The sequence below is a fragment of the Thiothrix lacustris DSM 21227 genome, from assembly GCF_000621325.1.
GTDB classification, from domain to species: Bacteria; Pseudomonadota; Gammaproteobacteria; order Thiotrichales; family Thiotrichaceae; genus Thiothrix; species Thiothrix lacustris.
In genome coordinates this window covers 44,617-70,576 of sequence record NZ_JHYQ01000020.1, presented here as the reverse complement: position 1 = coordinate 70,576, position 25,960 = coordinate 44,617, and the positions used below count along the sequence as shown (strand labels likewise).

General features: G+C 50.0%; 32 protein-coding genes. 6 read left to right on the top strand and 26 right to left on the bottom strand.

What is annotated here, in order from left to right:
- Nucleotide 1 precedes the first annotated feature (1 nt).
- The 12 genes from Q394_RS0110945 to rplU all read right to left on the bottom strand — a co-directional run bounded on the left by Q394_RS0110945 (nt 2) and on the right by rplU (nt 9,848).
- The gene (locus tag Q394_RS0110945; RefSeq protein ID WP_028489332.1) at nt 2-199 is read right to left on the bottom strand and encodes a hypothetical protein; all 198 of its coding nucleotides are present in this window, start codon (nt 197-199) and stop codon (nt 2-4) included.
- A gap of 22 nt (nt 200-221) precedes the next feature.
- A complete protein-coding gene (locus tag Q394_RS19900; protein ID WP_051543279.1) occupies nt 222-1,268 on the bottom strand; it encodes a DUF294 nucleotidyltransferase-like domain-containing protein in 1,047 nt (348 codons plus the stop codon).
- Nucleotides 1,269-1,289: 21 nt separating this feature from the next.
- Nucleotides 1,290-3,161, bottom strand: a complete 1,872-nt coding sequence (locus Q394_RS0110935) for a DUF294 nucleotidyltransferase-like domain-containing protein (protein ID WP_028489331.1) — start codon at nt 3,159-3,161, stop codon at nt 1,290-1,292.
- 68 nt (nt 3,162-3,229) lie between these two features.
- Entirely contained in the window at nt 3,230-4,258 is a 1,029-nt protein-coding gene (gene waaF, locus Q394_RS0110930; RefSeq protein ID WP_342665152.1) for a lipopolysaccharide heptosyltransferase II, read from the bottom strand.
- Nucleotides 4,219-4,425 (bottom strand): zinc-finger domain-containing protein, encoded by a 207-nt coding sequence (locus tag Q394_RS19895; protein WP_038141195.1) that lies wholly within the window; start codon nt 4,423-4,425, stop codon nt 4,219-4,221. Before Q394_RS19895 ends, waaF begins: the two co-directional genes overlap by 40 nt.
- 21 nt (nt 4,426-4,446) lie before the next feature.
- Entirely contained in the window at nt 4,447-5,367 is a 921-nt protein-coding gene (locus tag Q394_RS0110920; protein WP_028489329.1) for a branched-chain amino acid transaminase, read from the bottom strand.
- A gap of 110 nt (nt 5,368-5,477) precedes the next feature.
- A complete protein-coding gene (locus Q394_RS23000; protein WP_051543277.1) occupies nt 5,478-6,311 on the bottom strand; it encodes a lytic transglycosylase domain-containing protein in 834 nt (277 codons plus the stop codon).
- 244 nt (nt 6,312-6,555) lie between these two features.
- Nucleotides 6,556-6,936: a Co2+/Mg2+ efflux protein ApaG gene (gene apaG, locus Q394_RS0110910; protein WP_028489328.1), complete on the bottom strand. Its 381-nt coding sequence runs from the start codon at nt 6,934-6,936 to the stop codon at nt 6,556-6,558.
- An 86-nt stretch (nt 6,937-7,022) separates the two neighbouring features.
- Nucleotides 7,023-8,153: a glutamate 5-kinase gene (gene proB / locus Q394_RS0110905; protein ID WP_051543290.1), complete on the bottom strand. Its 1,131-nt coding sequence runs from the start codon at nt 8,151-8,153 to the stop codon at nt 7,023-7,025.
- Nucleotides 8,134-9,159 (bottom strand): Obg family GTPase CgtA, encoded by a 1,026-nt coding sequence (gene cgtA, locus Q394_RS0110900; RefSeq protein ID WP_028489326.1) that lies wholly within the window; start codon nt 9,157-9,159, stop codon nt 8,134-8,136. Before cgtA ends, proB begins: the two co-directional genes overlap by 20 nt.
- 89 nt (nt 9,160-9,248) lie before the next feature.
- On the bottom strand, nt 9,249-9,521 hold the full coding sequence (gene rpmA, locus Q394_RS0110895; RefSeq protein WP_028489325.1) for a 50S ribosomal protein L27: 273 nt from the start codon (nt 9,519-9,521) through the stop codon (nt 9,249-9,251).
- A gap of 12 nt (nt 9,522-9,533) precedes the next feature.
- Nucleotides 9,534-9,848: a 50S ribosomal protein L21 gene (rplU, locus tag Q394_RS0110890; RefSeq protein WP_028489324.1), complete on the bottom strand. Its 315-nt coding sequence runs from the start codon at nt 9,846-9,848 to the stop codon at nt 9,534-9,536.
- 167 nt (nt 9,849-10,015) lie between these two features.
- On the opposite strand from rplU, the gene ispB reads away from it, so the two are divergent.
- Nucleotides 10,016-10,984, top strand: a complete 969-nt coding sequence (ispB, locus tag Q394_RS0110880; RefSeq protein WP_028489323.1) for an octaprenyl diphosphate synthase — start codon at nt 10,016-10,018, stop codon at nt 10,982-10,984.
- Here ispB and Q394_RS0110875 read toward each other — a convergent pair.
- Genes Q394_RS0110875 through Q394_RS0110865 form a run of 3 tightly spaced genes read right to left on the bottom strand, consistent with a single transcriptional unit; the run spans nt 10,981 to nt 13,395 of the window.
- The gene (locus Q394_RS0110875; protein ID WP_028489322.1) at nt 10,981-11,562 is read right to left on the bottom strand and encodes a DUF3501 family protein; all 582 of its coding nucleotides are present in this window, start codon (nt 11,560-11,562) and stop codon (nt 10,981-10,983) included. The genes ispB and Q394_RS0110875 overlap by 4 nt on opposite strands.
- 10 nt (nt 11,563-11,572) lie before the next feature.
- Nucleotides 11,573-12,916, bottom strand: a complete 1,344-nt coding sequence (locus Q394_RS0110870) for a heterodisulfide reductase-related iron-sulfur binding cluster (protein ID WP_028489321.1) — start codon at nt 12,914-12,916, stop codon at nt 11,573-11,575.
- Between the two features lie 59 nt (nt 12,917-12,975).
- Nucleotides 12,976-13,395: a rubrerythrin family protein gene (locus Q394_RS0110865; RefSeq protein WP_028489320.1), complete on the bottom strand. Its 420-nt coding sequence runs from the start codon at nt 13,393-13,395 to the stop codon at nt 12,976-12,978.
- Between the two features lie 136 nt (nt 13,396-13,531).
- Between Q394_RS0110865 and Q394_RS0110860 the strand changes: the two genes are divergently transcribed.
- On the top strand, nt 13,532-14,995 hold the full coding sequence (locus Q394_RS0110860; protein ID WP_028489319.1) for a DUF3530 family protein: 1,464 nt from the start codon (nt 13,532-13,534) through the stop codon (nt 14,993-14,995).
- A 47-nt stretch (nt 14,996-15,042) separates the two neighbouring features.
- Here Q394_RS0110860 and Q394_RS21475 read toward each other — a convergent pair whose 3' ends face one another.
- The 3 genes from Q394_RS21475 to Q394_RS0110845 form a co-directional block, all read right to left on the bottom strand.
- Nucleotides 15,043-15,624: a C40 family peptidase gene (locus Q394_RS21475; protein WP_245606780.1), complete on the bottom strand. Its 582-nt coding sequence runs from the start codon at nt 15,622-15,624 to the stop codon at nt 15,043-15,045.
- A gap of 315 nt (nt 15,625-15,939) precedes the next feature.
- Nucleotides 15,940-16,758 (bottom strand): adenosylmethionine decarboxylase, encoded by an 819-nt coding sequence (gene speD, locus Q394_RS0110850; protein WP_028489318.1) that lies wholly within the window; start codon nt 16,756-16,758, stop codon nt 15,940-15,942.
- A 114-nt stretch (nt 16,759-16,872) separates the two neighbouring features.
- Nucleotides 16,873-17,292: an OsmC family protein gene (locus tag Q394_RS0110845; RefSeq protein ID WP_028489317.1), complete on the bottom strand. Its 420-nt coding sequence runs from the start codon at nt 17,290-17,292 to the stop codon at nt 16,873-16,875.
- Nucleotides 17,293-17,412: 120 nt separating this feature from the next.
- Between Q394_RS0110845 and Q394_RS0110840 the strand changes: the two genes are divergently transcribed.
- Complete coding sequence (locus tag Q394_RS0110840; RefSeq protein WP_028489316.1) at nt 17,413-17,655, top strand: HP1242/YdcH family protein; 243 nt, start codon at nt 17,413-17,415, stop codon at nt 17,653-17,655.
- A 3-nt stretch (nt 17,656-17,658) separates the two neighbouring features.
- Here the strand turns inward: Q394_RS0110840 and gshB are convergent, their stop codons facing one another.
- From gshB to Q394_RS0110810, 6 genes are all read right to left on the bottom strand, one after another.
- A complete protein-coding gene (gene gshB / locus Q394_RS0110835) occupies nt 17,659-18,627 on the bottom strand; it encodes a glutathione synthase (RefSeq protein ID WP_028489315.1) in 969 nt (322 codons plus the stop codon).
- 24 nt (nt 18,628-18,651) lie between these two features.
- Entirely contained in the window at nt 18,652-19,662 is a 1,011-nt protein-coding gene (locus Q394_RS0110830; RefSeq protein ID WP_084260429.1) for an NAD(P)H-dependent glycerol-3-phosphate dehydrogenase, read from the bottom strand.
- The gene (gene secB / locus Q394_RS0110825) at nt 19,659-20,120 is read right to left on the bottom strand and encodes a protein-export chaperone SecB (RefSeq protein WP_028489313.1); all 462 of its coding nucleotides are present in this window, start codon (nt 20,118-20,120) and stop codon (nt 19,659-19,661) included. The genes Q394_RS0110830 and secB overlap by 4 nt, the downstream gene beginning before the upstream one ends.
- A gap of 24 nt (nt 20,121-20,144) precedes the next feature.
- Complete coding sequence (gene grxC / locus Q394_RS0110820; protein WP_028489312.1) at nt 20,145-20,408, bottom strand: glutaredoxin 3; 264 nt, start codon at nt 20,406-20,408, stop codon at nt 20,145-20,147.
- Nucleotides 20,405-20,830, bottom strand: coding sequence for a rhodanese-like domain-containing protein (locus Q394_RS0110815; protein ID WP_211248803.1), 426 nt, complete (start codon nt 20,828-20,830; stop codon nt 20,405-20,407). Before Q394_RS0110815 ends, grxC begins: the two co-directional genes overlap by 4 nt.
- Nucleotides 20,831-20,930: 100 nt before the next feature.
- The gene (locus tag Q394_RS0110810) at nt 20,931-21,275 is read right to left on the bottom strand and encodes an ArsR/SmtB family transcription factor (RefSeq protein ID WP_051543273.1); all 345 of its coding nucleotides are present in this window, start codon (nt 21,273-21,275) and stop codon (nt 20,931-20,933) included.
- 176 nt (nt 21,276-21,451) lie between these two features.
- Between Q394_RS0110810 and Q394_RS0110805 the strand changes: the two genes are divergently transcribed.
- The 3 genes from Q394_RS0110805 (at nt 21,452) to moaC (ending at nt 24,779) form a co-directional block, all read left to right on the top strand.
- Nucleotides 21,452-22,699 carry a murein hydrolase activator EnvC family protein gene (locus tag Q394_RS0110805; RefSeq protein ID WP_028489309.1) on the top strand — a complete coding sequence of 416 codons (1,248 nt, stop codon included), beginning with the start codon at nt 21,452-21,454 and terminating at the stop codon, nt 22,697-22,699.
- A gap of 151 nt (nt 22,700-22,850) precedes the next feature.
- On the top strand, nt 22,851-24,281 hold the full coding sequence (locus Q394_RS0110800) for a S41 family peptidase (RefSeq protein ID WP_028489308.1): 1,431 nt from the start codon (nt 22,851-22,853) through the stop codon (nt 24,279-24,281).
- A complete protein-coding gene (gene moaC / locus Q394_RS0110795; RefSeq protein WP_028489307.1) occupies nt 24,282-24,779 on the top strand; it encodes a cyclic pyranopterin monophosphate synthase MoaC in 498 nt (165 codons plus the stop codon).
- Between the two features lie 496 nt (nt 24,780-25,275).
- Here moaC and Q394_RS0110785 read toward each other — a convergent pair whose 3' ends face one another.
- Nucleotides 25,276-25,710 carry a molybdenum cofactor biosynthesis protein MoaE gene (locus Q394_RS0110785; protein ID WP_028489305.1) on the bottom strand — a complete coding sequence of 145 codons (435 nt, stop codon included), beginning with the start codon at nt 25,708-25,710 and terminating at the stop codon, nt 25,276-25,278.
- Between the two features lie 4 nt (nt 25,711-25,714).
- Nucleotides 25,715-25,948 carry a MoaD/ThiS family protein gene (locus tag Q394_RS0110780; protein ID WP_028489304.1) on the bottom strand — a complete coding sequence of 78 codons (234 nt, stop codon included), beginning with the start codon at nt 25,946-25,948 and terminating at the stop codon, nt 25,715-25,717.
- Nucleotides 25,949-25,960 lie beyond the last annotated feature (12 nt).

Genomic DNA, 25,960 nt, shown 5'->3' with positions numbered 1-25,960 from the left:
GCTAGCCCTCCCTCGTTTCCATCACCCACGCCAACGCCGCGATCAGGGCTGCCCACACCACAAACAAGCCGAGCGGAAACAGCGGGATACCCCAGACTTGCACTTCATGATCCCACAACATCAGCAGCGGAAAATTAAACAGCACAACGCCCGCCGCGAACAGCGCCAGCAAACGCTGGGAAGTCATTCCTTTCAACATAAGCACTCCTCCTAACAGCCACTCAGTTCACGCAATAATGGCGGAACATCGCCTCCTGCAAACCTGCCACCACCTTAAACATCGCTTTCAGATGATGGCGCTCCTCCTTCGACAAATCAGCCAATAGCAGCAAATTATCCGGCGCGATACCCTGCTGAATTTGCCGTACCTGATGCTGCAAGCGCAAACCGCCGATGCAGGCCAACGCCTCAATCAGATCGTGGGCATCCCCTGCATTCATCACCCCGTGGCTTGCCAATGCCAGCAGCCGTGCGGCGGTATTCACCTCCGGCAAACCCTGCGCCAGCGCATACACCCGTGCCATGTCGATTACCGGCACAACACCGCCTTTCTTCAAGTCTATGACCTTTTCGCCATTCGTGTTGCGCTGCGATGAAAAGCCTCCCCAAAAACGCAGGGGTGGGTGGAATGACCGGGCGTTCTCTGCCAGCAAAATCTGAAACAATGCATGACTGTGGGTGCGTGCCAACAAGTCATCCCGCAAGTCATGCCACAAACTGGCTTCCCCATAAATACCGCGCAAGTCAAAAAAGATGGTGGCATTCAGCAAGGCCGAGGGTTCCGGCGTTTCGATCCAATGACGGAATTGCGCTTGCCATACATGCAGCGGTTGTCGCCATTGCGGGTTGGTCGCCATGATATTGCCGGGGCAATACACATACCCACAGGCTGCCAGACCATCACTGACAAATTGCGCGACTTGCAAGAAATATGCATCGTGTCGTTCTGGCTGGAAGGTATCCGCCAGAATCATGGCGTTATCCTGATCCGAATGGGCGCTTTGCTCGTTACGCCCCATCGAACCGGCCACAATAAACGCATAGGGAATCGGTGGGCTGCCAAAACGTGCCTCCGCCAATACCAGCAGACGCTGGGTAATGGCCTGCCCACACTGACTGAGGGTATACACGGCATCGCCAGAGGCAACACCGTCCTGAACCATCTGCACTAATACCGCTGGCAAACGCTGGCTAAAACCGACCAAAGCCGCCACATCGGGGGCGGCGTCAATATCGTTGCTTAACACCTGTGCATGATGGGTATACATGCAGCTCCTTGAGTTAGACCTCTAACGGAAACGGTCAGCCTGATAACGGCTTGCCATACTATCCTGCATGGTGGAAATCACTTCAAATGCATCCTTCAAGTGGCGGCGTTCCAGCGCGGAAAGCTCTTCCGGCGGCATATGGTTATTAGGTTTCAGGCCATTTTCAATCTGCTTGGCCTGATGCTGTAAACGTACCATACTGATGAATTCAAAGGCATCCCGCAAATCATCCACCGTGCTGGCACTCATACCGCCCGCGTCAGCAATCGCATCCAGACGTTCCCAGGTATTAATCGGCGCAAGTCCACTCGCCAAGGCGTACAGCCGCGCCATGTCGATCACCGGCACAACACCGCGTTTTTTCATGTCCATGCCCTTTTCGGCATCGGCGTCCTTGCTATCCTTATCCAGCACAAAGCCCCGGAAGAAACCCACCGGCGGTTTATGACTGAGAGCATTGCCCGCCATGAAAGCCTGGAATCGGGTCTGTACTTTGGTTTTCATCAGAATTTCAGCCTGCAACTCATCCAGCAGACGCTTGTCGCCGTGCAGGCAGCGCAGGTCAAAGAAAATACTGGCGTACATCAACGCTTGGGGTTGCGGGCTTTCAATCCAGTTGGCGAAGTAGCCACGCCATACGGCCAACGGTTGCCGCCACTGGTCATTAGTGGCCATGACATTGCCGGGGCAGTAAATGTAACCGCAAGCATCCAGCCCATCACTGACGTATTTGGCAACAGCACGGAAGTAATCGCCATGTTCAGCTTCGTTGTAGGCATCCGACAAAATCATGCCGTTATCCTGATCGGAATGCGCAGTCTGTTCGCGCCGCGCCATCGAACCCGCCACGATGAAGGCATAAGGCACGGGTGGTACACCAAACTTTTCTTCGGCCATCACCAGCAAACGTCGGGTAATGGCCTGACCCACCGAGGTGATGGACTGCCCAATATCGTTGGCGGGCAGGCTCTGTTTCACCAAACTCACCAGCATTTTGGGCAGGTTTTTACTGAGTTCCATCAGCCGCGCCACATCGTTGGCAGCGAAAATATCGCCGACCAGATACACCGCACTGCTGCTTTGGGTACGCAACAAATCACTAGCCGACACCACGCCGACCACATCACCATTCTCCACCACCGGCAGGTGGCGGATATTGCGGCGAGACATTAGCAGCAAAGCTTCTGATGCCTGATCACGCGGTGAAAGCGTCAAAGGGTTGAGGGTCATAATGTCAGCAATCGGTGCATTCACACTACGACCTTCTGCCACCACACGCTTGCGGAAATCCACATCCGTCACAATGCCGCATAAACCGCCATCATCGCCCGTCACCATCACGGTTTGGGTATCGAATTCATTCATCTGGCGGGCAACTTGCTGGATGCTGTCGCTTTTGCCCACCAGCATCGGCAGCTTCATCAGGTCACGCACGTGCATCGCCACCAGTGCTAAACCATCATTGCCCCGAATTTCCTGGAGCGCATGGCGCAAACGTTCTGGCTTGCGCTCGGAAAAATACTGGCGCACACCTTCAAAGCGTTCCAACACAGACAAAAACAGCTCACCCGGCACAGCATACAGCAAGGTATCTTCAATCGCCTGCACCGTCATGCTGACCTTGCCACCGCGCATTACCGAACGGTAGCCTACCCAGTCACCCTCGCCGAAACGCCCGTACCAATCACCGCTTTGCAGCAACACATCCACCGCCCCGGCTCGAATCAGGAAAGCGAAGGGGTTTTCTGCACCGATGCTCAATATATCCGTCCCTTGCGGGACACGCTGGATTTGCACCGCACGGGTAAGCTCATCCAGCACATCCGCTGGAAGCTCGATTAACGGGGAGCATTTCGCCAAATAATCACGGATCGCAAGCTGTTCAATATCCATCACACCATTCCTCCAAGCATTCATTTGTGCAAAGCAGCATACCATGCTGCGAAAGCGCTTCTTTTGCTTTATAGCAAGGAAATGACTTGTGCGGGGGTAATCTTTTGCAAACAGTCAAGATGACCCAGCGGGCATTCGCGTTTGAAACACGGGCTGCATTCCAGCCCAAGGTAGAGGATTTGCGCCTTGTCACTCAAGGGCGGGGTGTAAGTCGGGTCAGAAGAGCCATACAGGGCAATCACCGGCGAACCCACGGCGGCAGCCACGTGCATCAGCCCGGAATCATTGCTGACCACCTGAGCGGCTTGTGACAGCAATACCAGCACTTCCTGCAAGCTGGTTTTGCCTGCCATATCCTGACAGTCAGCGGCATTGACAGCCGCCGCAATCTGCGCGGTAACGGGTGCATCTTTTCCAGACCCCAATAGCAGCACTTGTCCGCCACCCGCGATGTAATGCTTGGCAACTTCGGTAAAATACGCAGCAGGCCAACGTTTTGCACCACCGTATTCCGCACCGGGGCACAACGCGAGGGTCGGTTTGGCGGGAGGGGGTGAGGAGCTTTCGACGCTTAATCGCGGGGCTTGAATGGCGGGAGGCAAGGCCGCGTCCGCAGGCAAGCCCAAGGCCACGAAGCGCTGCACCGTCATTGTCAGCACAGCCTTATCCATCGGACGAATATCGTTCAGCAAACCGTAGCGCATTTCGCCTTTGTAGCCAGTACGCACCGGAATATTCGCCCAAAAGGGCACCAGCGCCGCCTTCAGGGAACGCGGCAGCACAATCGCCCAATCATAGGCATTGGCACGCAAGGCTTTACCCAATTGGTAACGCTTGCCTAAAGCCAGTTCGCCGTGCTGCAACGGCATCTCAATAGCCGCATGGACTTCCGGCATCGCCGCCAGAATCGGCTTGCTCCACGCCGGAGCCAGCACATCAATCTGCAAAGCGGGGAATCGTTCACGCAAGGCCATGAACAGGCTTTGCGCCATCACCATGTCGCCGACCCACGAAGGGCCGACGATCAGGCAACGTTGTGGAGTGAACGCCATCGCGTTCAGTCGATCAAACGGTAAAGCGTACCGCAATAGGGGCATCGCGCTGTCTTGTCTTCAGCACCCTCAATCGCCAACGACACACGCGGGTGTGAACACCACAACGCGCTTGCATCGGTGGGGCAAGACAGGGGTAAATCCTGACGTTTCACCACCACTTCGCGGGTATCATTCAAACGTTTGTAATCAGCGACGTTAGGTGTAGACATGCGGCCTCCTCAGGCAAGTGCTCAGACGTAAGTCAGCCAGTCGCGGTATTTTTCCGCACGACCATATACCACATCGAAGTACAACGATTGCAGCTTTTCGGTAATCGGCCCACGTGTCCCTGAACCAATCGAGCGACGATCCAGTTCACGAATTGGAGTCACTTCCGCAGCCGTGCCACTGAAAAAGGCTTCGTCAGCAATGTACACTTCGTCACGGGTAATGCGCTTTTCACGCACTTCAATGCCAAGGTCAGTTGCCAAACGCAAGATGGTTTTACGGGTAATGCCATCCAGAGCTGACGTTAGGTCAGGCGTGTAAATGATGCCATCTTTGACCAAGAAAAAGTTTTCCGCGCTGCCTTCTGCGACATAACCATCCACGTCCAGCAACAGGGCTTCGTCATAGCCATCGTCGAGTGCTTCGCGCAGTGCCAGCATCGAGTTCATGTAGTTGCCGTTAGCCTTGGCCTTGCACATGGTGATGTTGACATGGTGGCGGGTAAAGGTGGAGGTCTTGATACGGATGCCTTTTTCCATGTTCTCAGCACCGAGGTAGGCGCTCCATGTCCACGCGGCAACCATAGCATGGGTTTCCAGATTATCAGCACGCAAACCCATGCCTTCCGAACCGTAGAAACACATCGGGCGGATATACGCTGAGTCCAGATCATTATCACGCACGGCGGCCTTTTGCGCTTCCATCAGCACGTCTTTGCTGTATGGCATCGCCATCCGCATGATTTTTGCGGAATTAAATAGGCGGTCAGTGTGTTCCTGCAAGCGAAAAATCGCCGTGCCTTGGTCGGTCTTATACGCCCGCACGCCTTCAAAAACGCCCATGCCATAATGCAGGGTATGAGTCAGGACGTGGACTTTGGCTTCACGCCAAGGAACCATTTCACCGTCCAGCCAAATCAGGCCATCGCGGTCAGACATCGACATTGCTTATCTCCACAGATCAAAATCAAACGGAAAGCATACACGCAGCGTTTAATTGTTGCCAGTGTGTGAAAGGCACTCCTTGTAAAAAGAATTTACGCAGCTATATCAACTCATGGTAAGCCACGGAAAACCGTGAAATCTTGCACCGGACGCGCCCAACCCTGACCTTTCGCCACCTTGGTCGTTGTCACACCCGCAGTACGCTGAAAACCAGATGCCTCCGCCCGCTGAATAGGCTGTGCTTGCCCACGCCGATAGTCGCCCATAATCTTGGCAACATAGTTTTGAGTTTCACGGTAGGGAGGAATGCCATTGTACTTACGCACCGCACCCGGCCCTGCGTTGTAAGCAGCCAATGCGAGGGATTCATTGCCATTGAATGCACGCAATTGCTCCGCTAAGTACTTGACTCCACCTTTGATGTTATCGTGCGGATCCCAGGCATTATTGACCCCCATCATATCTGCGGTACCAGGCATGAGCTGCATGAGTCCCATTGCACCAGCATGGGATCGTGCACTGGGATTAAAACAAGATTCTTGCTTCATTAACGCTACTACCAGATTTTCATCGACACCATAGGTACGCGCATGGGCACGGATAGAGTCCAAATGCATCAGCATCTTACGATCCAGTTGCGCCTGACTTTGGCCACCGCAATGACCTCTAGAACTTTTGGAACTGGCCGGTGTTGCAGAATAGTTAGAGGAAGTAGGGACGCTAGAGGTAATGGCTGGTTTGACGCTTTTCTGAGGAGCGCCATATTTGGCAACCAATTTGTATTTATTACCCTTTTTGGGTGTGTTGGTTAACCAGCGAGTACCCTCTTGATCAACGTAGGTATAAACAGCTGCTTCCGCTGACTGGCTGTGTAATGCTGCCCCAGATAGGACAAATAAAGCCACGAGACCACTTGCATGGACTGATTTACTTGGGGTTTTCATCGTTACCACTTCTTTTTTTATAGACACAATAAATACGATCTATTATTAATATACCCCGTGATTTTAGAAGGTGTCTATCAGGAGTGGATAAGTGGTTAGTTGATTTTATAGCACACTGATCTACACTCAGTGCATATAGTAAACACAATGCTTTTGCGCGTTTTCACAAGGAAAGTGAGGTCGCAATGGGGTTCGCGCACTTTTGTGTGCGAACCTTTTTATTTAGTATAAATGGTAGTGGGACTCAGTGCAGAACGCGCGGGTCAACCAGACGAAAGGGGGAAATTGGCGCATCAAAGTACTCGCCGTCATCTGCGAGCATTTGGTAAGTACCCTGCATAACGCCTAGTGGGGTGTCCAAGATTGTGCCACTGGTATAACGAAAGCCTTCACCAGGCTGTAAATAAGGCTGTTCACCAATCACGCCGTCCCCACGCACTTCTTGAGTACGCCCATCTGCATCGGAAATAATCCAGTGCCGGGTCAACAGCTTGGCAGGAATGCTGCCCTGATTCACAATGGTCACGGTATACGCAAACACATAACGTGAGTGTTCCGGGTCAGACTCTTTTTCGATGAATTGGGATTCCACCGACACTTCAATATTGTAACGCTCGCCATCCATATCCTGTTCCTCTGTGTTCGCTGTGGCAGACCATATCCCACGCCCTGCGCACACCACAATAAAATCCGACTAAAGCGAACTTCACCCTACAATAATACCAAATTATCGCGATGGATCAGTTCAGGCGCATCCACATAGCCTAGTACTTGCTCAATTGATTTGCTCGGCTGACGTTTGATACGGTTAGCTTCTTCACTCGAATAATTCACCAATCCCTTGGCAATCAGGCGACCATCGGCGGTCACACAACTGACCACTTCGCCCCGGTCGAAAATACCCTCGACCCGCGAAACCCCTACGGGCAATAAACTCTTACCGGTATTCAGGATAGCCCCTACAGCCCCTTCATCTAACCACAACGTGCCCTTGGCGGCTAATTGCCCGGCAATCCACTGCTTGCGGGCGGCAATCGGGGCGGCATCCGGCAACAACAACGTACCCAGCAACTCACCCTCACGTAGGCGCTCCAGCACCCGTGGTTCACGCCCAGAGGCAATCACCGTAGCACAACCAGAACGTGACGCACGTTGCGCCGCCAAGACCTTGGTACGCATCCCACCACTGCCGATCAAGGTGCCTGCACCACCGGCAAAGGCCACGTAATCGGGGTTATTAGCACGCCCCTCAAAGATCATCTGGGCATCAGGAAACTTACGCGGGTCTTTGTCGTACAAACCGGACTGATCGGTAAGAATCACCAGCACATCCGCTTCCACCAGATTCGCCACCATCGCGCCGAGCGTGTCATTGTCACCCAGACGGATTTCATCAAACGCCACCGTATCATTCTCATTGATCACCGGAATCACCTTGAGTTCAATCAAGGTCATCAAGGTACTACGGGCATTAAGGTAACGGCGGCGATTGGCGAGGTCATCGTGGGTCAGCAACACTTGCGCAGAATGGAAACCGTGTTGCTGAAACACCATTTCATAGGCATGGATCAGGCTCATCTGCCCAATCGCGGCAGCCGCCTGCTTTTCAAACAAGGCTTTGGGTTTGACCTTCCAGCCCATGCGGCTCATGCCTTCGGCAACTGCGCCGGAAGACACCAACACAATTTCCACCCCTGACTGATGTAGGCGAGCCATTTGCCCCGCCCAATCTGCCAGTGCGACACGGTCAAGCCCTTCCCCATCACGGGTCAGTAAGGCACTACCAATTTTGACGACCCAACGCTGGGTCTTGGGCATGAATTCAGGTCGGCTGTTCTGCATGTTCATCCAAATACTGCATGATGTGGAAACACAAATCTTGCGTGCCTTCACCCGTAGCAGCAGAAATGCGGAACACTGGGCCAGTCCAGCCAAGTCCATCAATAATTGCCTGACAGTGAGAGGCACGTTCTTCCGGCGGCAACACGTCAATCTTATTCAGCACCAACCAGCGCGGGTAATTAGCAAGCTCTTCGCTGTACTGCTCCAATTCGCCCTCGATGGTACGCACTGCACGCACAGGCTCATTTTCCTCTGCCATCGGTGCTACGTCTACCACATGCAGTAACAAACTGGTACGTGCCAAATGACGCAAGAATTGGATGCCCAAACCCGCACCTTCTGCGGCACCTTCGATCAAACCGGGGATATCCGCCATCACGAAACTTTGCGTTACGCCAACACTGACTACACCCAGATTCGGGTACAAGGTGGTGAACGGGTAATCTGCCACTTTAGGCCGTGCCGAAGACACGGCACTGATCAGGGTAGATTTACCCGCATTCGGCAAGCCCAGCAAGCCCACATCCGCCAGCAACTTCAGCTCCAGACGCAATACGCGTAATTCGCCTACCGTGCCCGGCTTGGATTGGCGCGGTGCACGATTGACCGAGCTTTTGTAACGTAAGTTACCCAAGCCATGCCAGCCACCTTTGGCCACCATCAAACGCTGTTCAGGCTCAATCAGGTCACCGATCATCTCGCCCGTTTCGGCATCATAAGCAACGGTGCCAACGGGTACGCGAATCTCCTGATCATCGCCACGCCTGCCGGTCATGTTGTTACCCGAACCATTCTCGCCGCGCTGCCCTTCATAATAACGCTGATGACGGAAATCAATCAGGGTATTCAAGTTGCGCTCGGCAACCAAATACACATCGCCACCGTCACCGCCATCACCACCGTTAGGGCCACCGAATTCAATGTACTTTTCGCGGCGGAAGCTCACGCAACCGTTACCACCATCACCCGCTTTCACGCGGATTACTACTTCATCAACAAAATGCATGTCGTTTCTACTCTTAGGCAACCATGCCTATATACGCGAAAAGCCCCGACAGGCGGGGCTTTCTGCAAATCGTCCGAAGACGGAAGTTTTTAAGCAGAGCAACCTTCAACAGGCTGGATGCTTACAAACTTACGGTTTTCAGCGCCTTTTTGCTTGAAAACCACGATGCCGTCTGCCTTGGCGAACAATGTATGGTCTTTACCAAGACCTACATTTTCACCAGCATGGAAACGTGTACCACGCTGGCGAACAAGAATGTTACCAGCCAGAACGAATTGACCACCAAAGCGCTTAACGCCAAGTCGTTTCGATTCTGAATCGCGACCGTTGCGGGTACTACCGCCTGCTTTCTTATGTGCCATTGCTGTATCCCCTTACGCTGCTGAAATACCAGTGATTTCGATTTGTGTCAGGTACTGGCGGTGACCAGTACATTTCTGATGGTGCTTACGGCGGCGGAATTTCATGATCCGCACTTTGACGCCGCGAGTCTGGGCCACAACGTTTGCAGTTACTTTCGCGCCTGCAACGTAAGGTGCGCCGATTTGCACGGTGTCACCTTCCCCGACCATCAGGACATTATCGAAATCAATGTTTGCGCCTTCTTCTGCATCCAGTTTTTCAACGAAGATGCTGTCGCCTTGAGCGACGCGGTACTGTTTACCGCCCGTTACGATGACCGCATACATGATTGTCGATTCTCCAAAAAATGTCCTGTTAAAGAGCCGCAGGATTGTACTGCTGAAACCCTCTCAGGTCAAACGCGAAATAAAATATTTCAAGGAGTTGCGCGTATCGCTTGACATAGCAAGGGGCTATTCCTAGCATTCGGTGCTTTACCGCAGCCTGCATCATCATGGATTTTAACTCAATACGCCAACTTGCCGATGCCGACATGCAGGCAGTCAATGCTCTAATTCAGCGTCGCCTGCATTCTGATGTCGTGCTTATCAACCAGCTCAGCCATTACATTATTGGTAGTGGTGGCAAGCGTTTACGCCCGTTACTGGCCTTGCTGGTTGCCCGTGCCTGTGGCTATCAGGGCGAACGTCACATTGATATTGCCGCGATTGTGGAATTCATCCACACCGCTACCTTATTGCATGACGACGTGGTGGACGAATCTGACATGCGCCGTGGCAAGGAAACCGCCAACAACGTCTGGGGCAACCAAGCCGCTGTGCTGGTTGGCGACTTCCTGTATTCACGCTCGTTTGAAATGATGGTGGATGTCGGCAGTATGCGCGTGATGGAAATCCTCTCCACCACCACCAACGTCATTGCCGAAGGCGAAGTCTTGCAGTTACTCAACTGCCACGACCCTGACACATCCGAAAGCCGTTACATGGAAGTCATTCATTCTAAAACGGCGAAACTGTTTGAAGCCGCGTGCCAGTTAGGCGCGGTACTCACTGGCTTGAGTGCGGAACACGAACAGGCGATGGCAAAATACGGGATGCATTTGGGTACAGCGTTCCAATTAGTCGATGACGTGTTGGATTACACCGCCGATGCCGAGGAAATGGGTAAAAACGTCGGCGATGATTTAGCCGAGGGCAAACCGACCTTACCACTGATTATTGCCATACAACGTAGCGATGCGGCGACGGCGGTCATACTCCGCAGCGCTATTGAGCAAGGTGGACTGGATCAGATCGACGCCATCATGCAGGCCATTACTGATACCAAGGCGATTGATTACACGCTGGAACGCGCCAAAGGTGAAACCGAAGCCGCCATTGCCAGCCTGCAATGCCTACCCGATAGCGCGTACCGGCAGGCATTGGAATCACTGGCGTGGTTTGCCATTAACCGTAGTCACTAACCCAAATCAGCCGCGAGCGAAGCGCGCGAAGCTTCGCTCAAGGTAACGGTATGGGTGTAGTTGGGGTGCTCAATCCCCATCGCGATAGCCGCACCTTCGCGCACGGATGCCACCATCACGGGCGTCAGCTCAAAACGCAGAAAATGCACCGCTGAGGTTTTTTCTTCGGTTTCCCGCGTCAAATCCTCATTGGCAATCGGGTACACCTTATCGAAACCCGCTACTTGCACCCAGGTTTTGCGCTCAATGCCGATCAGCCGCCCCAATTGCACTTTGCGCTCTTCCACATCAGAAAATTCGACCATGAAAGTCGCTTTCCAGTTGGAACCGTCCGGGATCAGCGGGTTATAGGCTTCCAGCTCTTCGTTAATACCAGCGGACTCGAAAATCTTCTCGATCCGCAGCATTTCCTGCACTTGATACAGCATGGTCAGGCGATCTTCAAAATACAGCGTCGCATTCGAGCCAATGTGTATCTTGCGGTTAGCCTTGTGTGCCATCACCTTCTCGCGGAAGGCTTTGCGTTCCATTGAATACTGTTCCAGACTCATCAAGTCTGCGCGTGTCAACTTATCCATTGCCGTTTCCTCACAATCCGTAAGCAATCCGTAACATGGTAAGAGGATGCGTCGGTTCAGGCATTCCCTCTTCCAACCCATTCTCGATTTGATGCCCCGCCATCGGGCAATCGCTGCCGTAATAATCCGGCTTAGCCTGATTGACCTTGGTGAAAATCGGGCGACAAATTTTCATCGAAATATCATGGAATTCACTTTTCACCGCATACGTGCCGTCATGCCCAGAACAACGTTCCAGCAATTCCAGCTTGGTATCGGGGATCAGTTCCAATAGCTCGCGAGTCTTGTAACCGATGTTCTGCACCCGCAGGTGGCAAGCGGTGTGGTAACTGACTTTACCCAAAGGCTTTTTGAAGCTGGTGTTCAACTTGCCTTCCTTGTGGCGCAGCATCAGGTACTCAAACGGGTCGAAAATGCGCCCTTTCACCGTTTGCACATCGGCATCATCCGGGAACATCAGCGGCAACTCCTGCTTGAACATCAGCACGCAGGAAGGCACGGGGCCGACAATATCCCAACCGTCGTTGATGAGCTTCATCATCGCGGGGACATTGACATCCTTCGCGGCTGCAACGGACTCCAGATCGCCCAGTTCCAGCTTGGGCATTCCGCAGCATTGCTCCTTGTCCAGCAAAGTGACCGGAATACCGTTGATTTCAAACACCTTGCGCAAGTCATCAACGATATGCGGTTCGTTGTAGTTGCCGTAGCAGGTCGCAAAAATCGCCACCTTGCCGGTGGTACGCCCCGCAGCGACCGCCTTGGATTCATCCAGCGTCTTATTACGGGTCACGCGGTCGCGCCCCGTGTGGCTGTGGTAGGACGGGATTTTGGCATCCGGGTGCACACCCAGCACTTTATCCAGTTGTTTGCGGAACGTCGGGTTCTGGTTCATCTTGTTGACCACATCCACCACCACCGGAATACCAGCCAGCTTGCCCACCCTATCGGTGGAACTCAGCACTTTGTCGCGGAATTTAGTATCGCCCTTCTTGAACTTGACCGCTTTGGCACGCAGCATCAAATGCGGGAAGTCGATATTCCACTCATGTGGCGGAATGTACGGGCACTTGGTCATGTAACACAGGTCGCAGAGGTAACAATGATCCACGACCTTCCAGTAATCTTTTTTGTCTACGCCATCCACTTCCATCGTCGACGATTCATCGACCAGATCAAACAACGTGGGGAAGGAGTTACACAGGCTGACGCAACGGCGGCAACCGTGGCAAAGGTCGAAGACGCGCTCCATTTCATGCAGGACGGCATCTTCGTTATAAAATTCGGGGTTTTTCCAGTCGAGAGCGTGGCGGGTGGGGGCTTCAAGGCTGCCTTCGCGTTTTGGGGTTGCCATGATTGTTGTTCTCCGTGAGGGGGGATAGGGGCGAATAAATATCCGCCCCTACAAAGACATTATGCGTCCAAATTATCCAGCGCTTTTTGGAAACGGTTAGCGTGTGAACGCTCCGCTTTTGCCAGTGTCTCGAACCAGTCAGCAATTTCGTCGAAACCTTCTGCACGAGCGTCTTTCGCCATGCCAGGGTACATATCGGTGTACTCGTGAGTTTCGCCCGCGATAGCGGATTTCAGGTTATCACCTGTTGGGCCAATAGGCAGACCGGTTGCCGGGTCACCAGAGGCTTCGAGGTATTCCAGATGGCCGTGAGCATGGCCTGTTTCACCTTCTGCGGTGGAGCGGAATACAGAAGCAACATCGTTGTAGCCTTCCACGTCTGCTTTGGCTGCGAAGTAAAGGTAACGGCGGTTGGCTTGGGATTCACCTGCAAATGCATCTTTCAGATGCTGTTCTGTCTTACTTCCCTTCAGTTCCATGATGGACTCCTCGGTTGCATGGTTGATTAAAAGCTTTGTGGCATTGTACTCTAAGTGAAAGTATCGCCCACTTCCAATCGTATATTTTGAACGTTTCATTCGATTTTAACAAACATAGAATTTTTAGGAGAGGAACATGAAAGTTGCCGCAACCGTTTATACACTGGCTTCTGTTGCCGTGCTGACATTGATGATAATGCGCTCGCCCGTTGAAGTTACCAGTCCAGCAGTGGCGACCACCCCGACTCCAACTGTTGAAGCAACACAAGAAGCAACAGTTGCTCCAACTATCGAAGCAGCTCCAGAAGCAGCAGTTGCTCCAACTGTCGAAGCAGCGCCAGCAACAACAACTGCCCCAACGGTCGAAGCAACACCAGAAGCAACCGTTGCTCCAACTGTCGAAGCAACACCAGAAGCAACCGTTGCCCCAACGGTCGAAGCAACACCAGAAGCAACCGTTGCTCCAACTGTCGAAGCAGCGCCAGCAACAACAACTGCCCCAACTGCTGAAGCAGCACCGGCAACAGCAACCTCAGCCTTTGACACTGCTACACCTACTGCACCAAATACCGCAGTAAATCCTGAACCAGCAAGTGCCAGATCCGACACCAATAATGCTGCACCTGTACCAGCGACAACAACTCAGGAAGCTTCACCAGCAGCCACTACAACGCCTGAAGCGGCAACCCCAGAACCGATGACAGCGCCCACAGCAGCTCCTGCTAACGTCGTTATGCCCCCCTCACCCACTGAGCCAGCAACCCCGGAACCTGTTAATACACCAACACCCGTAACAGAGCCAACATCTACATCACCTTCCATCCCGGAAGAAAAAAAAAATGATGTAGTGCCTACAGCCGCTAACAAACCTGCACCGGATGCTAATGCGATTCCTGATTATGCCCTTGAACAAAGCATCACCAACGAAGCCAGTGCCACACTGACAGATGGTGAGGTCATCACGCTGAATGATGGCAAACAAAACTTCATGGGCATTCTCACTCCCGCTGAGCATCCGCGTGGTGCAGTGATTATCCTACCTGGGTGTGGCTCAAGCTTGAATGGCACAGTAGCCCACCCACTGCGTACAGGTCTAAGCAGCAAAGGCTGGACAACGTTATCCCTACAGATGCCAGTACTAGCAAAGGGAGCGACTTATTATGACTATGTCCCCCTGTTTTTTAATGCAGACAAACGCATTGATGCAGGCATTGCACTTCTGAAACAAAAGAGTATCAGCCCAATCGTCCTAGCAGCGCACGACTGTGGTTCACACATGGCGATGAACTGGTTAAGCAACAAGGGTGATAGCGAGATTGCTGCTTATGTAGGCTTAGGAATGGGGGCTATAGATGCAGGGCAAGAGATGGTTCAAGCCTTGCCATTGGACAAGTTAAAAGTACCCGTGCTTGATATATACGGGGAAAAAGACACGGCACAAGTCAGCAGTCTCATACCAGCACGTCAAACATTGATACAAAAAGCAGGAAATACCCATTCCAAACAAATGGTATTGCCAGAAGCAGATCATGACTTCACGAACAAAGGGGATTCACTCAGCGCAGTCATAGCGACATGGCTGAATAGCTTGCCACTTTAAAAATCAGCAAAAAAAAGCCGCATAAGCGGCTTTTTTATTGAGGCGGGTTAAGAATAAGCAGGCTTACAAGCACCTGGCACGCGACCAAAGCCTGCTAGCTTTTGCGCCCAATAACCTGTCAGCTTATCCGTGGTGATAGCTCGGCCAGTACGAGGCGCATGAACGAATTTATCATCACCTAAGTAGATACCTACGTGACTAATTCGCTTACCACTGGTTCTGAAGAACACCAAATCACCTTTGCTGGCCTCTGCTTTAGAAACCTTTACTGATGATGCATATTGATCAGCAGCTGTACGCGGAAGCGCAACACCTGCTCCTTCACCGAAAGCAAATTGGGTTAAACCGCTACAGTCAAAACCTGTTTTGGGGCTTTCACCACCATAGCGATACATTTTACCTTTTTGCTTTTCAGCATTCCATACCACACGATCCAACAAGGTCACGTCCCTAGGGGCGGGGGCGCTAACAGGTAGTTTCGTCACCTTTGCCGTCGTATTTTTAGAATGGGCAAATTGGGCGGTATAGACTTGGGCTTTTTCTGCATCCGCAGTCTTAACATTTTCAGAATTACAGCCAGCCAGTAACAATGCCGCTACCCCCAGACTCAACAGGACTAACGGCTTCACACTAACACTACTCATAATCTCTTGTATAACCTTTTCAGCGTTCTCTTGTAGAACAATCTATTATTTATCACATGATGCTTTTAGCACACTACCAAACATCACGAATAAGAACGTTACCAGAGTTACTCTACAAGAGACAACCATTTTCAACTACATTTAATCGGTTTTACTATTGAATGTTTCAATTGTATTGATCTCGCCAATATGTTGTCATAAAACAACATATTGGCTATTAAACTGAACGCCACCTGACTTCAAAAAAAATAAATCAGATTGTCATCACACTGAAATAATCACCATTAAGTGTAATCAATATTACAAACTACCCGTATTTCTTCCGTAGAAAATTTCCTTCATTTCCTTACGCAGCTGGGTTTCTATTTGCTTAAGATCCTTCTCAAAATAATCATTTTTTCCCAGACCAAACAAGTAGTTATCCAGGTCAAACTCTTTCAGCATCATTTTCGTATGGAAGATATTTTCCTGATAAACATTCACATCCAGCATGGAGTAATTGCGCTTGGTTTCAGGTGATAAGAAATTCTGGATAGAGTTAATCTTATGATCGATAAAGTGTTTTTTACCTTTTACATCACGTGTAAAACCACGCACACGGTAGTCCATAATGACAATATCGGACTCTAAACTATGTATTAAGTAGTTCAATGCTTTCAGCGGTGAAATCCGCCCACAGGTAGACACATCAATGTCTGCACGGAAAGTGCTGATACCATTATCCGGGTGACTTTCTGGATACGTATGCACGGTCAGGTGGCTTTTATCCAAGTGCGCCACCACATCTTCCGGGTAAGGTCCTGGTCGCGCGGAGGTCGAGGTGGAGATTTTTTCCTCGGAAAGAACCGGCTCTTCAGACACAAGAATGGTAACGCTTGCCCCTTGGGGGTCATAATCCTGCCGCGCTACATTCAGGATGTTGGCACCGATAATGTCCGCTACATTCGTAAGAATATTAGTCAACCTGTCAGCATTGTATTCTTCATCAATATACGCAAGGTATTCTTCACGGTGAGCCGGACTCCTTGCGTAGCAGATGTCGTAAATATTAAAACTTAGGGTTTTAGTCAGGTTATTAAACCCGTGCAGGCGAATCTGCTTTTGATGACGCTCAACCAATTCCGATCATCCTCTTTATCAGGCGTAGCATAAAAAATCAGCCAGTTGACCACCGACTGGCATGGGGGTGAACTATGCAAAACTATCCCCTTGGGTGCAAGTGAAATAAATACTTCACGCCGCCTCACATAGCTCAAAGTCGTGGGTGATTTCAGCCGTTTTACCCAGCATGATGGAAGCAGAACAATATTTCTCAGCCGACAACTTGACCGCACGTTCCACTTTTTCAGGGGATAGGTTCCGCCCACTCACCACAAAATGCAAATGGATACGGGTAAAAACTTTTGGGTCTTTATCAGCACGTTCCGCTTCAATCAGCACTTCGCAATCCAGCACCTGCTGTTTGGACTTTTGCAGGATCAGCACCACATCAAAAGATGAGCAGCCACCAAGTCCCAACAACAACATTTCCATGGGTCGCATTCCAAGATTACGCCCACCGAATTCGGGCGCACCATCCATCACCACCGAATGACCACTGCCGGACTCGCCGACAAAACTCATATTGTCCAACCATTTAACTCTGGCTTTCACGCTACTCTCCTGTTGTACGGAAATACAGATTCTAACATAGTCTAGAATTTGACTTAACTCACGCTATCGAGCAACCGACTATGTTAGTCTATTATTAATATCAATAAAGGAGCGTAACGAATGTTTGGAGAATCCCACAACTTGGCGACTGAATTCCCTGAGTACAAAGAGCAAATTCATCAATTAAAAATGGAAGATCGTCATTTCTCACGCTTGTTTGACGAATACCATGAAGTTGACTCGCAACTACATCGCATTGAGCAAGCCATTGAAGTTCATGCAGATGATTTCGTCGAAGGTTTGAAGCTGCGCCGCCTGAATCTCAAAGATGAGCTGTACGGCATGTTACAACAAGCCGCCTGAACATCACGCCTGTGCCGCCAGCCTGCGTTCAACCGCATCAAACAGCAGGCTGGCGATGTTGGCAGAATAAATCTGATCCAGCTCACGGATGCAAGTTGGGCTGGTCACGTTAATTTCTGTTACATAATCACCGATCACATCCAGCCCCACAAACAGCAAGCCCATCTCCCGCAACACCGGCGCAATGCCTGCGCAAATGGCGAACTCGCGCTCAGTCAAATCCACGCCAACGCCCTTACCACCCGCTGCCAAATTGGCACGCCCCTCACCTTCCGCCGGAATTCTCGCCAAAGCATGAGGAAATGGCTCGCCGTCGATCAACAAAATACGCTTATCGCCTTGCTTGTATTCGGGCAAGAAACGCTGAGCCATCACCGTGCGTGTGCCGTGTGCGGTAATCGCCTCCAGAATCACATTGCGATTGGAGTCGCCCTGCTTGATCTGGAAAATCATCGAGCCACCCATACCATCCAAGGGTTTCACGACAATGTGCTCCTGCATCTCCAAAAATTCACGGATGCGCTCCATATCACGGGTCACGCGGGTCGGCGGGCAGTACTCAGGAAACCAGGTAGCAAATAATTTCTCGTTGGCACTGCGGATACTATCTGGGCGATTCACCACTAAAGTGCCACGTTTTTGCACCATTTCAAGCAAATAAGTGCTGTAAATGTATTCCATATCGAAGGGTGGGTCTTTGCGCATGAACACCACAGGTAATTCATGCAAGGGCTTAACCACCGCCTCACCAAACGTAAACCAATTCTGCGGATCATCACGCACCGTGACGGGATTCATCTTGGCATAGACAACGCCATCATCGATAAACAGATCACCTTGCAGAATGTGAAACAAGGGACACCCTCGGCGCTGCGCTTCCAGCATCATCGCAAAGGTACTGTCTTTTTTGATATTAATGGTACTGATCGGATCCATAATGATACCGATCGTATAGCTTTGTGTATTATTCATGGGCAAAAACCCCTGATTGAAAGGTCAGAATTCCGCTTTAAGGTCGCGGGAAAGCAGTTCATCCACAGCCTGCCGGGGCGGCAGTTGCTCATAAAGGATGCGGTAAACTTGCTGGCAAATCGGCATTTCCACACCGGCATATTCTGCTAACTTGCCAATGGATAAGGCCGATTTGGCACCCTCAACCGCTTGGCCGATGTCCGCAATAGCCTCATCAAGGCCTTTGCCCTGTCCCAAGGCCAACCCAAGCCGACGGTTACGTGATTGGTCGTCAGTACAGGTCAGAATCAAATCGCCCACCCCTGCCAATCCCATCAGGGTTTCAGGTTGCGCACCAATCTTCACACCCAGCCGCATAATTTCTGCCAAACCACGTGTCACAATGGCCACACGAGCATTGGCACCAAAACCCAAGCCATCGGAAATACCAGCCGCAATTGCCAACACATTTTTGAGCGCACCACCCAATTCCACACCCATGACATCGGCACTGATATAAGCACGGTAGTTCGCAGCACTAAAGGCTTCCACAACCCGCTGTGCTAACGCTGGCTCATTAGCGGCAACGGTCATGGCTGTCGGTAAACCGCGTGCCACTTCCGCTGCAAAGGTCGGCCCAGACACTACACCGTAAGCAGGACATTGAGGTAATTCTTCCTCAAGTACCTGATGCAAAAGCTTACCGGTATCCAATTCCAGCCCCTTGGTTGCCCAGATAACCGCATCTTTTTCGGTCAATAAAGGCGCAAGGTTTTTCAACATACCCCGAAAAACATGGCTTGGCACCACCACCAGATGGTAATCAGAAAAAGCGGCTACTGCCTGTAAATCACTGGAACAACGTAGGTTATCAGGAAAAGGAATGCCCGGCAGGTAGTGGGCATTCTCATGCTGTCGATTAATATTGTCGACATGTTCGGGGCTAATATCCCATAACAGCACATCCAGCCCGTTACGCGCTAATTGCAAAGCCAGTGCAGTTCCCCAAGAACCAGCACCATAAACAGCAATAGACTGGATGCGCTGCCTCATCATGCGGCGCTAGATGCTGCGCTAGCGTTAGCTTGCTCTTCCTGCAAGCGACGGGCATACAATGAATCGAAATTGATGGGGGAAAGGTGTAATTCAGGGAAACTACCTTTGGAAACCATCCCTGCAATCACTTCACGCGCATACGGAAACAGGATATTCGGGCAGTAAGCAGCCAGCAAATGGTTGATTTGTTCCTGACCATAGCCCTGAATGAAGAACACACCTGCCTGTTTCACTTCCACCAAAAACGCTGTTTTATCGTCACTTTTCACCGTAATGGTAATGAACAACTCCACTTCGTAATTGTCATTAGCGAGTGTGTTGACCTTGGTATTTAAATCCAAGTTGGTGTTCGGGTTCCACTCTTGGGTGAAAATGCTGGGTGAATTAGGTGCTTCAAACGAAACATCCTTCACGTAAATACGCTGAATGATAAATTGTTGTTCTTGTGGTTCGCTCATGTAATACCCCTTATGAAATGGATTTTAAGATTCAAATAGCAATGCATCTAACTTACCAGAACGATCCAGTGCTGCCATATCATCATAGCCACCGATAGATAAATCGCCAATGAATATTTGTGGCACCGTATCACGCTGGCTCAATCGCTCCATTTCTTCCCACAAAGCAGCATCACCACCGACATTGATTTCTTCATATTCAACACCCTTGCGCTTAAGCAACATACGCGCTCGCAAGCAATAGGGGCAAAAACGAGTCGCATACATGAGAACTGGACGTTGTTTCATCGCTTACTGACCGGAAGATTAGCTGACTCCCATGCCATAATTCCGCCCGCTAGATTGCTGACATTCTCGAATCCAGCCTTAGTCAGCAAATTACAAGCGTGGGCAGAACGACTACCGCTTCGGCAATAGACCAGTACAGGTTTGGTCTTGGCAGCTTCAAGCTCAGTCAACCGGTCTTTCAACTGCCCTAAAGGAATATGTTTTGCACCTTTGAGCTTGCCAGCGCGAACTTCACTATCTTCACGCACATCAATGATGAATGAAGCATCCTGATTGAAGATTTGCACCGCCTGAGTCGTATTGACTTGCTGGTACTTGCGGGTAAAACGACTAAATTCCGACCAAACTATCATGCCTAGAATGGCAAATAGCCCTGCAATCAGCAAGGGGTGGCTACGGGCGAAAACAAGATATTCTTCCACAATGAACCCTATCAGCTATGAATAGGGGCTAACAATATACATCAGCAAGAAGCAGGTAAACCCCTAAAGAAACGTTTTTTGGTAATAGTCGGGGATGTACTTAGTGCGGAGCACTGCAAAAGACTTCCTGCATCATGCTAATCAAGCGCAGGGTACGATAATCACCGACACGGTAATAAACGCGATTAGCATCCTTGCGTGATGCCAAAATACCCTTGTCACGCAAAATAGCCAGATGCTGAGAAATATTGCTTTGTGAAGTTCCAACATTATCAACGATGTCTTGAACGCTGACTTCCTTATCACCTAGCACGCACAAAATTTTCAGACGCAATGGGTGTGAAATCGCTTTTAAGGAGCGGGAAGCACGGTCAATGTCTTCTTCCTTGACTAGCATATCTTCAATTCTGAAGTCACACGAACTGCCGAGCGCAATGCTTCCCATAGATCTCCTCATCGAAAATGATTTTACTGAATTTCCCACTGTTTTTTAGTGGAACAGTAGACAACTGTAGTATATTAGTATAGACAAATACAATAATATACCCTATTCCATTCCGTGTCATCCCTTTCTTATGATAGACTCCTTCTTATTATAAACACCCAGAACCCTGACAAACGGTGAAATTTTACCCCCATCTATTCTGCTTGCTGATACTTTCATCATGGAGTCCACTCCATGCGGCTGAACCATCAAAGCAACAGCAATTACAGCGTGATATCCGCGAACTATCGAATGTCCTAACGTCACAGAAGGGCGAATCAAAGAATTTACAGAGCGAAGTGACTCAACTAGAGAAAAGGCTAGGTGAGATCACAGACAAGAATTATCAAACAGAAAAAAAGGCAGAAGCAACACTTGCCAAACTAGAAGCATCTGGTCGTAAGCAGTTCAAATTAGATGCTGAATTAGCCACCCAAAAATCTGGGTTAGCTCAACAGCTTCAAGCCTTATACACAGCAGGTGAACAATCACACCTGCGTTTACTGTTGCGTCAGGATGCCCCCTCCGACATTAGCCGTACTATTCGCTACTTTGAATACATGAACACCAGCCGTGTAAAAAACATTCAAACCATTCAGAAAACGCTCAAAGAAATCGAATCAGTACGTCTTTCTGTCGAGAAGGATAATAACGAGCTCCAAACACTCAATAAAACGCTAGAACAACAAAAAACGGATATCCAAAAAACCCTCAATGCGCGCTCGACAGTACTAGAAACGCTACGGGGCGATATCCGCTTCAAAGAAAAACAATTAGGTAAACTCAAAACCGAAGAAGCCAATCTTCAAGCGGTTATCGACCGACTAGCACGTAAAGCTGAAGCACAAGCTGCCGAAGTCGCCAAAAAATCCACAGAAACAGAAACTAACTCACCCCCAAAAACAGTTACCGTCAATAAAAAAACGGTAAAACAAGCCAAAGCGGATGATAATAACAGTGGTACACCGACCAAAACGCGCTTCACACCTAACCAAGCATTCTCCACCCTACGTGGCAAACTGTCTTGGCCCGTACAAGGCAAGATTATCCATAGCTATGGCTCCTCCCGTAATGAGAAACAACGCTGGCGAGGTGTAGTGCTAGCCGCTACTGGTGGTACAAAAGTACGCGCGGTTGCGAAGGGACAAGTCGTGTTCGCAGGCTGGATGGACGGTTATGGACATCTAATAATCATTGAACATGACAACAACTATATGAGCTTATACGGCTACAACCGTGCCATTTATAAAAAAGAGGGCACTATTGTCAATGCCAATGAAACAATTGCAGCCGTGGGAAACTCTAGCGGTCAAAGCCAAGATGCTCTTTACTTTGAAATTAGACAAGGAACCAGTCCCCAAAATCCAGCACGTTGGTGCCGTTAATCAAATAGCTTAAGCACTAGCGCCCTTTCTACAACAACAAAGTGCATTTTTGCCACACAATGGTAAACTGTCGCTTCTTAGGCTACGCTACTAAAAAAATAACCCTGCTAACACGGATGTCAGCAGTCAACGTATTAATAGAGATTCAAGCATGCATACACGTTACCGCGTTTTGGCTGGCACTATTGCTGGCATATTGATTGGTGCAACCACCAGCATTAGCCTCAATGCGTTCGCTTTCCGGCAAACGGTTGAACACGCTCCACCATTGGATGAGCTGCAACAGTTTTCTGAAGTGTATTCACGCATCAAAGAAAACTATGTTGAAGACGTCAAAGACAAAGACTTGATGACCAATGCTATCCGTGGAATGCTCAGCAACCTTGACCCCCACTCTGCTTATCTAGATGAGGAAGAGTTCAAGGAACTGCAAGTCGGTACTAGTGGCGAATTCGGTGGTTTGGGTATCGAAGTGGGCATGGAAGATGGCTTTGTTAAAGTCATATCACCCATCGATGATACCCCGGCGCAAAAGGCGGGCCTGCAAGCGGGAGACTTAATTATTCGTCTTGATGAAGCCCCAGTAAAAGGCATGACATTGAATGATGCCGTCAAGCTAATGCGCGGCAAACCCGGTAGTACCATCAACCTAATGATTGTTCGTGATGGTAAAGACAAGCCATTCAAAGTTGCTATTAAACGCGACATTATCCAAGTCAAAAGCGTTAAGCAGCGCATACTTGAATCTGGCTACGGCTACCTACGGATCACCAGTTTCCAAGCCAAAACAACTGACGCATTGCTGGAAGGTATTGAGACCCTCAAAAAAGAAAACAAAGGCAAATTGCGCGGCTTAGTGCTTGACCTGCGTAATAACCCAGGTGGCGTATTGAATGCCGCCGTTGGTGTTTCGGATGCGTTTCTTGATTCTGGTAAAATTGTCTACACCGAAGGGCGAGTTCCAGATGCAAAAATGGAATACAGCGCTCAAAAAGGCGATGTTATCGAAAATGCCCCTATAGTGGTATTGGTTAATCAAGGCTCAGCATCGGCTTCTGAAATTGTCGCGGGCGCTCTGAAAGATCATAAACGCGCCCTGATTGTTGGGCAAAAAACCTTCGGCAAAGGCTCCGTCCAAACTGTTTTACAACTGGACGAAAAAACTGCTGTTAAACTCACGACTGCACGTTACTTCACACCATCAGGTCGCTCCATCCAAGCAGAAGGTATTGCACCTGACATTGAACTCAAAGCACTCAAAGTAAAAGGCGATACTGACGCAGTAGATACCTTTGACCCTTTATCCGAAGCAGACCTGACTAAACACCTCAGCAATCCCAATGGTGATAAAACCGGGGAAGAGGCAAAACCCACGGACAAGACCGAAGAAACGCCTACTAAGCCCATCACGGACAATAAAACGTCTGAGGAAATTACAGCCGATAAAGCTAAATCTCCCCTGGCAGAAGAAGATTATCAGCTCTTTGAAGCACTGAATATCCTCAAAGGCATGGATTTGGTACAAACTCGCCTCAAGCCAGAAACACCGCCAGCAGAAGCCACTAGCGGGAAGGTTATGTAATTGTCTGACCAGCAACTAACGCATTTTAACGCCCAAGGGCAGGCGCACATGGTGGATGTTGGCGCAAAGCAACCCACCCAGCGTCGCGCCATTGCCGAAGGGTCAATTGAAATGCAAGCAAGTACGCTCGAGAAAATTCTTGAGGGTAATAACAAAAAAGGCGATGTTCTAGGCATCGCCCGCATTGCAGGTATCATGGCAGCCAAGAAAACTGCCGACCTGATACCCCTTTGCCATCCTTTAGCGCTCACTAAAGTCGAAGTTGAACTCACCACACATATCGAAACAGCCTCTGTTCATTGCCGCGTAAGTGTCGAAACTTACGGGCAAACAGGTGTCGAAATGGAAGCGTTAACCGCCGTCCAAATCACCCTATTAACCATCTACGATATGTGCAAAGCTATTGATAAAGCCATGATAATGGGTAATATCCGCTTACTACAAAAATCTGGCGGAAAATCTGGCTACTGGGAAAACCCTCAAGCCAAACAGGTCTGAGTTCCTGACGATCGCTTACATTATTAGTCACAAATACCAGTGCACGTGCTTAAAAATTAAGTTATCCTGCCAAAGCATAGTAGTTTTCAAAACGAAACCACCATTTCAAAGCAATAATTAATTTCATAGGAAGGGTAACATGGCATTATGTTCCTACCAATCTTATCATTGCATAAGAAAAATAACTGCAATCGTCATAGGTATGATTGTCCTATTGATGGCCTCTACAGCCTCAGCCAATCGGGTAACACTGGTAGCTACCGTTAATAATCAAATTATTCTCTCACACGCAAGCTGGTCAATTTTCAAGCTAAGCGATAAAGAGCTACAAGAACCGATAGCAACCCTTCCCAGACTCACAGGAACCGTACACCTGCCCGCTGGACAATACAGGGCAACAGTCAAACAAAAACATATCACCAAACAAACCGAATTCCGAGTAGAGTCCAATACTGACAGAACTGTCACGGTCGCCCTAGATTAAACCCTCCCCTTATCAACCGGGGGTATTGGAAGCTACCCAACGCACCGAATTATCGACCAACGTTTCACGCTTCCAGAAAGGAGCAGAATGCTTAAGGCTCTCCATCAGATGACGACAAGCATCGAAAGCCTCCGCTCGGTGCGCTGACCACACTGCCACTAACACGATAGGCTGAGTGGGAATAATGCGACCTATACGATGTACAATGAGCACATCATCCAACGACCACTCCTTAAGAGCAGATGCTGCTAGCGTCTCCAATTGGTGTTCCGTCATTCCCGGATAGTGCTCCAAATACATTTCTTGGACACTATCACCCTCATTGAAATCCCGCATAGTACCGACAAATATCGCAGCGGCACCAGAGCGAGCCTCTACGCCCTGCGACACTTGCCGTTCAGCCAAGTATTGCCATGGATCAAAAGGCATTTCTCGTAACTCAATCACCTGCTCAACCTCCTGTCACTGGTGGGAAAAAGGCCACCTCATCCCCCGGCTGCACCAACGCAGCCGCATCTGAATAAGTATGATTAACGGCTATCAATACATTGACTGGCAAAACATTCTCGCCACTACTACGCTGCCAAACCTCCTGAACACTGATCGCCTCATGCGTATCCAGCATCACCTGTCCCACACCCAAACGTTCACGCAAACTCGCAAAAAACAGTACTTTAACTAACATAATGCTTAATAT